The sequence below is a fragment of the Paraflavitalea sp. CAU 1676 genome, assembly GCF_029223285.1.
Classification (GTDB): Bacteria; Bacteroidota; Bacteroidia; order Chitinophagales; family Chitinophagaceae; genus Paraflavitalea.
On the sequence record NZ_JARHUJ010000004.1, the window covers coordinates 98,547 to 109,160 of the forward strand.

A 10,614-nucleotide genomic window follows, 5' to 3' on the forward strand; every position below is an offset into this window, starting at 1 on the left:
CGAACTTGTTTCCGATCGTTTTAATAAAGGGAATTGCTTACCTACAGTTTTTTGAGGTATTCCAACACGGCCTTTCTTTCTTCAGGTGTTAAACGGTCACCAAAAGAATGCCCATAATTGCCGTATCCGGTTTTGTGGGTATTGTAGACATTTTTACCGGGTTGTTCCTGCTTTTTGTAAACCCAGCCCAGCTGGTCATAGTTGTATTCCGGCTTATCGAAGTTGCGCGACCAGTAGGCGGGTCGAAGGTCGCTGTTGAGCAAGGCTTCGAGTGTAGGTACCGAGCCATTGTGCAGGTACGGTGCGGTGGCCCAGATGCCATCGAGGGGCTGAGCCAGATAGCCATCAAATGGCTCTAGCCTGGCCGGGTGGCTACCCTGGGTAAACCAGCTTTTATTGAACCAGGCAACAAACTGTGGATTGGAATAATTGCTTTTTGACAGCATGGAATCGGTTTGTATCACCGCTGCCGGTATCAACAGATTCGGGAACTGCCCCCCTTCACCATAGGTGCCGTGGCATTTGGAGCAGTTGTTGATGAATACTTTTTCTCCGGCGGTGGCCAGTTGGCCATCGATAGGGCCGGGGTATTTAGGTGGCTGAAGCGAATAGATATAAGCCAACAGGTCGGGCATATGGGAGTCGACTTCCGCCGACTCACTGGTGTCGACCACCGTAAGCAAATTGGAAGCGCCGAGGAACTTGCCAAAATCGCCCCGGCCAAAACCATTGTAGAACATCGCATGCTTCTTCTTCAGCAACCACCAGGCGGGCACATCGGTGGGGATCACTTCACCGGGTATATCGAGTTGCGCAGTATCGTTCCATTTAAAGGTGACCGGATCGCGGTGGGCCACCAGCAATGCTGCCAGCCTGTCGGCCGCATTGACGCCCTGCACATCGGTTTGCAGGTTGTTACCGATGGCTTTAGCCACCTCGATGAAAGATTTGGCCGCCTGGTATTTTTTAGGAGCAGTCAGTTTCAACCAGGATTCGAGGGTTTTGAGATTCTTGATATTCATCTTGTCGTTCTGGGTAAAATCGATCGACGTATTACCAAGTCCAAGGATCAGTTCACCATTGAATACCTCTGCATGGCATTGCAGGCAATTGGGAGCTACCAGTATTTCGCCATTGGAAGCAGTGACGGCTGTGTAAGCAAAGGGGAGATTTTCGTTTTTCCCGTCACGTTGCAGGAGGTTGCGTTTGTCTTTACCAAGCCCCATCACGAAGGAGCTGTAGGGTACGCCTCCTTTAACATAGTCACCCGTAGTGAGGTACTCATATCCTTTTTGCGGATCACCGCCGAGGCGTTGGGCGCTGGGTGGAATGGGTACCGGATCGTATTCATTAAAAACCTGTATCCAGGCAGTAAATACAAAACCACACAAGATCAACAGCGACAAAATGAAATATTTCCTCATGAATCCCGTATTTCTTCTTTCAAGGTACAATTTAAGCCTCTTACTTCCCGTATCGTTCCAGCATTTTCTTGAGATCTTCAAGGGTATTGATCTCATCGGCCTTTTTGTCGGTTCGCCAGCGGCTGATACGGGGGAACCGTAACGCTACACCCGATTTATGCCGGTTGCTGGCAGCAATGCCTTCAAAGGCGATCTCGAACACGAGTTCGGGTTTGACAGTGCGCACCGGGCCAAACTTTTCTATGGAGTTTTTCTTAACGAACGCATCTACCAGGGCAAACTCCTTATCCGTCAATCCGCTGTAAGCTTTCGCGAAGGATACCAGCTGATCGCCGTCCTTAACGGCAAAAGTGTAATCGGTGTAAAGGTTACTTCTGCGCCCCGTTCCCTTCTGTGCATAGATCATTACCGCATCGATCGTGAGTGGATCTATCTTCCATTTCCACCAGTCGCCCCGTTTGCGGCCTACGAGATAGGCCGATGATTTGCGTTTCAACATCAGTCCTTCACTGTTGAGGCTTCGGGACTGCTCGCGTATTTCGGTGAGCTGCTTCCAGTCATTAAAGGCAACGATGGGGGATAGCTGAATGAAAGGCAATTGCAGGGAACCGATCAGCTGCTCCAGGGCGGCCCGCCTTTCTGTGAGCGACAGGTGGCGTATATCCTGACCATCAAGTTCCAGCAGGTCATAGGCAAACAATCCGGCCGGTGCCTCCTGTAAATGCTTTTTGGTAACGTTCTTGCGCCCAATGCGGGTTTGCAGCACATTGAAGTTGAGTACCTGCCCATCTTTGATCGGGAGAACCTCACCATCGATCACCACACCATCGGGCAACCGGCTGGCCAGAACGGCAAATTCAGGAAACTTATCCGTGATAAGGTCTTCGCCCCGGCTCCAAACAAATACCTGACCGTTTCGCTTGATGATCTGTCCGCGGATGCCGTCCCATTTCCATTCAGCCTGCCATTCCGCAGGGGCGCCGAGGTTGGCCACCTCTTCTTCGATGGCGTAGGCCAGGTAGAACGGGTAGGGCTTCGAGTGGTCGATGGTGTCGCCGGCTGCCAGCAGCAGATCATCGAACCCGGTAGTTACAGGATCCCAGTTGCCGCTGATGCGATGGGCGATCACACTAGGCTCTATTTGGACTGTTTTTGCCAGGGCATTGACCATCATATTTTGGGATACCCCTACGCGAAAGGTGCTCGAGAGTAATTTATTGAATACAAATCTTTCCTTGCTGCTGAGTTCCTGCCATGACTGAAGAATGAATTCCTTTTTAAGCGCTTCCTCTGCCTTTTCCAGTTGGAGGAACTGCTCCACGTAATAGTGAAGCGGCTTGCCTGTTGTACGATCCGCTGCAAGTTGTTCAGGAATCAGTAGCGCAATGGTTTCAGAGAGATCGCCCACCGTATGATAACATTCTTCCAGCAACCAAAGCGGCAGTTGAACCAGTTCGGCGCACCAGGATTGCAGCTGTGTGGAGTTGACTGTACGATGCGGCCTTCGGCCGCTGAAAAGCGCGATGACCCACACTTTGTCTCTGGCATCGGCGTGGGTGAAATACTGCACCAGCGCGTTGAGCTTATCATTGGTCTTGGTGCTCATGCCCAGATCCTGTACCAGTTGCGCAAACTGCTGCATGCCGCCTGTGCCTGCCAATGAGATCGTATCGTGTTGACCGTTTTTCAACTATTCGTCCGCTTTTTCAGGTTCAGTAACAACCTCTTCCTCCTCGCCGCCAAACGCTGTTTTAACTTCTGCGGCTTCAATGCCCTGTTCGTTGAGGTAGCGGCTGAATACACTTTGGAAACCATGGGTGGCAAACACTTTGGAAGCGCCCGTTGCCTTAACTGCTTCGAGCAAGCCTTTCCAATCGGCATGGTCGCTCAGGGCAAAGCCCGCATCTGCATTTCTCCTTCGTTGATGCCCCCGCACCTGCATCCAACCACTGCATACACCAACACTGAAAGGAGCAAAGCGCCGCATCCAGGACGTGCCGTCTGCAGAAGGCGGCGCAATAACCACTTGTCCTTTGTAGGCATCTTTGGGCAGTTCGGGGGTAACACGTATTACCTCCGGCAAATTCCACCCTCCCCTGGTCAATACCTGGTGTGTATTGTAGATAGCACCGTGCACAAAGATGTTGCCCGTTAGCGGCGCTACTGCCTGCAATACTCTTTGTGCTTTTCCGAGGCTATAGGCAATCAGCACGGAGGTTTTGCCGGCCAGTTGATTGTCGTGTATCCAGTGGCGAATGTCGTTGTAGATGGTTTCCTGGGGTTTCCAGTTATAGATGGGCAATCCGAAGGTTGATTCGGTAATGAAGACATTACAGGGTTCCGGTTCAAAAGCGCCGCTAATGCCATCATTCTCCACTTTGTAGTCGCCGCTCACGACCCATACTTCTCCCTGTTGCTCTATCCGCACCTGCGATGAGCCAATAATATGACCTGCCGGGTGAAGTGAAACTTTTACGCCATTCAGGTAGATCAGTTCATTCCAGCCGATACCCTGGTAGACATGCTCGCCCAGCCGTAGTTGCAAAAAAGGGATCGTATCGTGGTGACTTAGGTAGGCTTTGTGACCGGCGCGGGCGTGGTCGCTGTGGGCATGGGTGATGATGGCTTTGTCGACAGGCTCCCAGGGATCGATGTAAAACCGGCCCGCGGGGCAGTAGAGCCCCTTATCGGTGAATTCTATGATTTGCCCCATTGCTGTTGAGTAACAGGAAAATGCGCCGAATGTTCCTGCTGCGCCGCCTGTTATGGGGAATAGGAATGCAATTTTAGGGCCTTGCCCGGGGATCCTTAATAGACGGCTTTTACTACGCCATCTACCTTCTTGATGAAGTACAACTTCTTGTTTTCGAAATAATCGAGGGTCATGGTCTTTTTATCGATCACGGGTTGCACGTCGAACTCGTTGAAAAGCTTGAACTTTTTATCGCCCAGCGCAGAGTTAACGTTTTTTCCATGAATGTTCAGCAGGTGGCTGAAATGGTAAAGGGATTCATAGCCACGGAACACCATATCCGATGGCCGTGAATAGAAATTGACGCGGAAATATTCGTTGAGGGCTACGGCCAGTTTATCGGCAGGGTTCACATAGAACGGTGTACCATAATAAACTTCAATGCCTTTGAAGATCGGCTTCTCAAAATCGAACTGGTCCCAGGTAGGCATACCGATCACAGTGGAAGTATAACTGGTGCTTATGGCAGCGAGGTGCTGACAGATCTGCTGACCGAAAAAGGCGTCGAGGCTGGCAACGAGGCAAACATTGGTCTTGTTGCTATCGAGGTAATCGGTAATATCTTCCTGCGTGAAGTTGTTTTCCAGGGTAACATATTTCAGCTTTAACGGCACACCCATTGTAGACTTCTCCGCTTCGCTGATATAGTTCCTCAACACATCCTCAGTCGCTCCTTTTTTACGGAACACCACGATGGTGGATACCGAGAAGTTCTTTTGTAAAAATTTATAGATGCCGGCGCACTGTGTCATCAATGTTGAATTGAGGATGACATAGTAAGGATTATTGGTAGCGCCTGCTTCGTTGGGCAGGTTTGCGTTGATGAACGGGATCGACAGGTTGGCTGCCATCTTCGACAGGAGGCTGGCTTCGTTCACATTCACGTGTCCGATAAGCAGGTCCATGTTTTTGATGGCATCGCTTTGCAATACCGTCATCAATGGTTGCGAAGCCGACCGGGTATCGTACACATGCACATCCAGCTGCAGACCTTCCTTCTTCATGGAATCGATGGCCAGCTGGGCGCCTTCCCAAAATTCCAGACCAGGGTTGATGAACTTGGGAAAGCTTTTCGCGTAACGGTACTGCCCGGTGGCATCAAATGCCGAATCGAGGTAAAGCGGCGCAAATACCGCAATATGGTGACGTTTGGGAGTAGTATCTGCTTGAGCGACGGTGGAGTCGGTTTGAGAAAAAGAAATAGTCCAGGACAAGAGGGCCAGGATAAAGAGAAGGATATGAAGGCTATTCTTTTTCATAATGGTTCGTTATGATATGTTCCTTAGTAGAGATATCTGTACGTGCAGGCAATAACGCGCTGCACCGTACAGATATTTTATTGAAATACAAGGATTATGATCAAGACGGTTATTCCCACTCAATCGTTGCAGGAGGTTTGCTGCTGATGTCGTACACAACCCGGTTGATCCCTTTCACATTATTGATGATCTCGTTCGAAATGTGTGCCAGGAAATCGTAGGGAAGGTGTGCCCAGTCGGCCGTCATACCATCTACAGAGGTTACTGCGCGAAGCGCAACAGTAAATTCATAGGTACGTTCGTCGCCCATAACGCCTACACTCTTTACAGGGAGGAGGATAGCGCCCGCCTGCCATACCTGGTCGTAGAGGTTATGCTCTTTCAGCCCATTGACATAACGTGCATCTGCTTCCTGCAGCAAGGCTACTTTATCAGGGGTGATCTCACCCAAAATACGAATGGCCAGTCCGGGACCGGGGAAGGGATGGCGGTTGAGCAGGTCGGCCGGGATGCCCAGCTCGGCTCCTACACGGCGTACTTCATCTTTGAAGAGGGCGCGCAGGGGCTCTACCAGCTCAAGGTGCATGATATCGGGCAGGCCACCTACGTTGTGGTGCGATTTGATCGTTACCGACGGTCCGTGTACAGAAACGCTTTCAATAACGTCGGGGTAAATAGTACCCTGACCCAGCAGGCCGATTCCTTCTACCTGCTTCGCTTCTTCCTGGAATACGTCGATGAACAATTTACCGATCACTTTACGTTTGGCTTCGGGATCGGTTTTGCCCGCGAGTTCTTTATAGAAGAGGTTCTTCGCATCGATGCCTTTTACGTTAAGACCAATGGTGGCATAGGTGTCGAGTACCTGTTGAAATTCTCCTTTACGCAAAACGCCGTTGTCGACGAAGATGCCATAGAGGCGGTCGCCGATAGCTTTGTGGATCAGGGTGGCTGCTACGGTAGAGTCAACACCGCCGCTGAGGGCCATGATCACTTTACGATCGCCGATCTGTTTTTTGAGGGCAGCAACGGTGTCGGTGATGAAGTGGGCCGAGGTCCAATCCTGCTTAACGCCGCAAATATTTACGAGGAAGTTCTTTAAGATCTTTTTGCCTTCGATGGAGTGGTATACTTCCGGATGAAACTGTACACAGTACAATGGTTGCTCTCCCGTACCATTCTTTTTAAAGGCTGCGTAAGGAATGGCGTCTGTATTGGCCAGTACCTCGAATCCTTTAGGAAGATCCAGAATGGTATCGGCATGGCTCATCCACACCTGCGACATTTCTGTCACATCCTTCAGCAACACATCTTCCTTTTGTTTGTGCATCAGGGCGCGGCCATATTCGCGTTTGTTGCTGTTGGCCACCTTGCCGCCGTATTGTTTGGCGGTAAGCTGTGCGCCATAACAAACACCGAGTACCGGCAATTTCTGATGCAGGCTATCCACATCTACCAGGGGTGCATTGGCATCGTTCACCGAGAAGGGCGAACCCGACAATATGATACCCTTTAAAGAGGGATCGAATTCAATTTTGTGATGGTAAGGGACTATTTCGCAATAAACGCTGGCCTCCCGGACGGCCCTGGCAATCAATTGAGTATACTGACTGCCGAAATCGAGAATGAGAATCTTTTCCGTCATGGTGGTGCGAAGGTAATAAAGTTTCCGTTTTTGGATACTGCTTTTTGCTCCTGGTGCGTGAAAACGGGTTCCCAACAGCCTAGTTTTCATGCGGTTTGCCCAAACCGGACCGATCGGGGCACCAACGCACAATTGCCGGTATAGCCGGTATTATCCGGCAAAGGTTACACGTGCCGAACCGTAACCTTTTATTGAAGGCTGCGTCTAATCACTATAAAATCAATATAATTCAGCATTTTTGTGATCGCCAAAACACCCATTTACATGAAACAGATCCTACTGATACTCGTTACAGCAACAACTTTATTGGCATCCTGCGATTTTGTAGGAGGCAAGCGCGTTAAAGGAAACGGAAATATGAAAACCGAAGACCGGTCCGAAACAGGTTTTACCGGCGTTAAATCGATGGACAATCTGGAGACCTATGTCGGCATCGGACCTTTTTCCGTAAAGATAGAAGGGGAAGATAACCTGATTCCCTACATTGAAACCTATGTAGAAAATGGCATCCTGCACATTTCTACTGAAGACGGTTTCAACCTCAAACCACGCCGCTCCCTTAAAGTGTATGTTACCGCTCCCCGCCTCAATAAGATCCATGCCAGCGGCAACGGCGGCATTACCAGCACCACCAAGATCACCGACAGCACAAAGGTCGACATCGATGTAAGCGGCAACGCGGTGATGAAGCTGGATGTAGATGCGCCTGCCATTGATGCCGAGCTTACCGGCAACGGCGGTATCGACATCGTCGGTCAGGCCCGCGATTTTCAATGCAGAACCACCGGCAATGGCAATATCGATGCCGGCAACCTGCAAACCGAGAATACGAAAGTGGAAATACTAGGTAATGGAGAAGCGGTGGTAGCCGCCAGCGTAAAACTGGATGTGCGTATCGGCGGAAACGGCGATGTGCGTTACAAAGGCAATCCCCAAACTTCTACCAACATCACCGGCAACGGCAGCCTTAAAAAGATCGATTAATAATTATTTCATTAATAAGTAAGTGGCAGGCAGGGGATTGGTCCTTTGTCTGCCACTTATAAGTTTATATACTTCACAGTGATCCAGATATCCCTGTTCCTCCCTTTATCGTCTGTACAGGAGATCTTCACCGGCCCTTCTTCGGGTACAAAAAATTGCTTAGCCTTCGCTTCAGCCGTCTTATAGTACTGGTTGTTGATATACCAATACACTTTACTCACATCATTGCCTGTTTGACAGGTGAGCTGCAAAGGCTCGGGATGCTTACGGCTGATGAGGTATTCGGCCCCATTGCGCGGCGAGGTGATAGCGGGCGCCCGGCCCGAAAATACCTTTTCGCAGTCGGGATTGTGGGCAGGTATCTTTTCGTAGGCGATCCGGTGCTCCTCATAATACTGCTGCATATCGGCCGTAACCACCTTATACCATTTCTTCTTATAGCCCAAATCGGGCATACAGCTTTTGCAATAGGACATTTTTTCATCGGCCGACAGCATCACTTCCTCCATATTGTTGCAGGCCTGGGTGGCAGAGATGAGCGGTATGAAATAATCGCTGATGGTATTGGGGCAATGTTCGCCGGGCAGCATACCGGTTTCGGAGCAAACGATGCGGCTGTCGCAATCCTGCGGACGGGTAAACCATTCCTGGTCGCTGTCGTAGTCGATCGTGTTGAATACTTTAAACAGCAGGGGAGTGGCCACGTTGGCGCCACTGAGTTCGGGAATACCCAATGCAGAGAAGTTGCCAACCCACACGCCAACCGTGTAGTTCCTGTTGTACCCGATGCTCCAGGCATCGCGCCTGCCGTAAGAAGTGCCTGTTTTCCAGGCGATCTTGGGCATATGCTCGGTACTTTGCCAGTTGAGGGGAAAGTCGGGCCGGTTCACCTTCGACAGGATTTCGTTGATCATAAAGGTGGCCGCAGGGCTAATGACCCGGTAGCCGTTGCGATCGACGAGGGTGGTAGCTGCCATGGTATCGTCTACCGAGCGCGTGTACAATGGCCGGTAGTATTTTCCTTCATGGGCAAACGTACTGTACAGACCGGTCAGTTCTTCGAGGGTGGCGCCACAGCCGCCCAACACCATCGATAAGCCCAGTTTTGGCTGGTCTTTTTTGATCTGCCGGAAATTGCAGGCGCCCAGTTTTTGAATGAGCTTGTCCTTGCCCAGCATGCGCATGGCCTTTACTGCCGGGATATTGAGCGAATGTTCGAGCGCGTATTCGACAGTGACATAGCCGTTGAATTGCTTGTCATAATTCTCCGGAGCGTATCCTTCGTAATTAACGGCCACATCGGTGATCACCGCTTTGGGGGTCATCAACCCTTCATCGATGCACAGTCCGTATAGTAAGGGCTTCAGGGTGCTGCCCGGCTGGCGGATGGCGGCAGCGCCATTGACCTGTCCGCCATCGAGCGTATCATAAAAACCGGCGGAACCGATATATGATACCACCTGGTGGGTTTGGTTGTTGATGACCACCACCGCTGCGTTGCGGATGTTTTTCAGGCGCAGGGAGCGTATGTAATCTTCTACCAGGTTTTCGACCTGGGTTTGCTTGTGCATGTCGATATAGGTGGCGATGATATCGCCCCCCTGCTTTTTAAGCTGCCAGGCCAGGTGTGGCACCAGCTTAGGCACTTCATGCCGGGTGGCATTGAGCGGTTCGTCGAGGGCGTCGCTGATCTCTTTCTCCGTAAATACCTTGTCGGCAGCAAATTTCTTCAACCAACGGTTACGTTCCTGAACGATCCGGTCATTGTTCTTACCGATAACGAGGCTCGAAGGCCGGTTGGGAATGATGGACAGTGCAGTGATCTCGGCCAGGGAGAGGTGGTCGGGGTTTTTATTGAAATAGAGGGTAGACGCGCTTTTGACGCCTTCAATATTACCTCCGTAGGGCACCAGGTTGAGGTAGAGTTGAAGGATCTCATCTTTGCTGTACTTCCATTCCAGCTCAAATGCCCGGAATACTTCTACCAGTTTATTGGCGTAGGTACGTTTTTTAGGCTCCAGCGCACGGGCTACCTGCATGGTAATGGTGCTGGCGCCGGACGTACGTTTCAGGCGGAATAAGTTCTTGGCCATGGCACGGCCGATGGCCAGCAGGTTTACGCCGGGATGGGAATAGAAGTAATGATCTTCCTTTTCAACAATGGTCTTCCGCAGCAGGGGGGATATTTCATCGAGCGTGGTCTTCATACGCCATTTCTCGTCTTTGGTGAGGAAGGCGTGGACTACTTCTCCTTTACTATCGGTAATGATGGTGGAATATTCTACGTTATCGGGCAGGGGGAAAATCCATTGCAGCAGCAGGAATAGAAGAAACAAACCACCGCTGGTGATTAAAACCCATTTGCCTGCTTGCCTCAATTTGCCCCGGATATTTTTCACGCAGTAAAGATATTAGGTAGTTGGAAATGCTGGCGGGTAAATAGTGAGACAGTGTCTCACTTATTTAGAAACGCTGATCCTGGGATGAATTGATGTGTCGCCAATAAGTTTTATGGGAATTAACAAATACTTATCTTTTGCAATTTGCAAA

7 protein-coding genes are annotated in these 10,614 nt (G+C 50.5%); 1 reads left to right on the plus strand and 6 read right to left on the minus strand.

The features are described from left to right. Positions 1 to 41: 41 nt before the first annotated feature. From P2H89_RS13430 to guaA, 5 genes are all read right to left on the minus strand, one after another. Entirely contained in the window at positions 42 to 1,424 is a 1,383-nt protein-coding gene (locus tag P2H89_RS13430) for a c-type cytochrome (RefSeq protein ID WP_275827555.1), read from the minus strand. Between the two features lie 40 nt (positions 1,425 to 1,464). Continuing rightward, complete coding sequence (locus P2H89_RS13435; protein ID WP_275827557.1) at positions 1,465 to 3,114, minus strand: ATP-dependent DNA ligase; 1,650 nt, start codon at positions 3,112 to 3,114, stop codon at positions 1,465 to 1,467. Beyond that, on the minus strand, positions 3,115 to 4,137 hold the full coding sequence (locus P2H89_RS13440) for a ligase-associated DNA damage response exonuclease (protein WP_275827559.1): 1,023 nt from the start codon (positions 4,135 to 4,137) through the stop codon (positions 3,115 to 3,117). Between the two features lie 95 nt (positions 4,138 to 4,232). Further along, positions 4,233 to 5,435, minus strand: a complete 1,203-nt coding sequence (locus tag P2H89_RS13445) for a hypothetical protein (protein ID WP_275827561.1) — start codon at positions 5,433 to 5,435, stop codon at positions 4,233 to 4,235. A gap of 109 nt (positions 5,436 to 5,544) precedes the next feature. Further along, a complete protein-coding gene (gene guaA, locus P2H89_RS13450) occupies positions 5,545 to 7,080 on the minus strand; it encodes a glutamine-hydrolyzing GMP synthase (RefSeq protein ID WP_275827563.1) in 1,536 nt (511 codons plus the stop codon). A gap of 264 nt (positions 7,081 to 7,344) precedes the next feature. Between guaA and P2H89_RS13455 the strand changes: the two genes are divergently transcribed. Further along, positions 7,345 to 8,064: a head GIN domain-containing protein gene (locus P2H89_RS13455; protein WP_275827565.1), complete on the plus strand. Its 720-nt coding sequence runs from the start codon at positions 7,345 to 7,347 to the stop codon at positions 8,062 to 8,064. A 56-nt stretch (positions 8,065 to 8,120) separates the two neighbouring features. Here the strand turns inward: P2H89_RS13455 and pbpC are convergent, their stop codons facing one another. Continuing rightward, positions 8,121 to 10,400: a penicillin-binding protein 1C gene (gene pbpC, locus P2H89_RS13460; protein WP_275827567.1), complete on the minus strand. Its 2,280-nt coding sequence runs from the start codon at positions 10,398 to 10,400 to the stop codon at positions 8,121 to 8,123. Positions 10,401 to 10,614: the final 214 nt, after the last annotated feature.

Coding starts and splice junctions, on each gene's coding strand:
- P2H89_RS13455 (WP_275827565.1), top strand. CDS start 7,345: ATGAAACAGATCCTACTGATACTCGTTACAGCAACAACTTTATTGGCA.
- P2H89_RS13445 (WP_275827561.1), bottom strand. CDS start 5,435: ATGAAAAAGAATAGCCTTCATATCCTTCTCTTTATCCTGGCCCTCTTG.
- guaA (WP_275827563.1), bottom strand. CDS start 7,080: ATGACGGAAAAGATTCTCATTCTCGATTTCGGCAGTCAGTATACTCAA.
- P2H89_RS13440 (WP_275827559.1), bottom strand. CDS start 4,137: ATGGGGCAAATCATAGAATTCACCGATAAGGGGCTCTACTGCCCCGCG.
- P2H89_RS13430 (WP_275827555.1), bottom strand. CDS start 1,424: ATGAGGAAATATTTCATTTTGTCGCTGTTGATCTTGTGTGGTTTTGTA.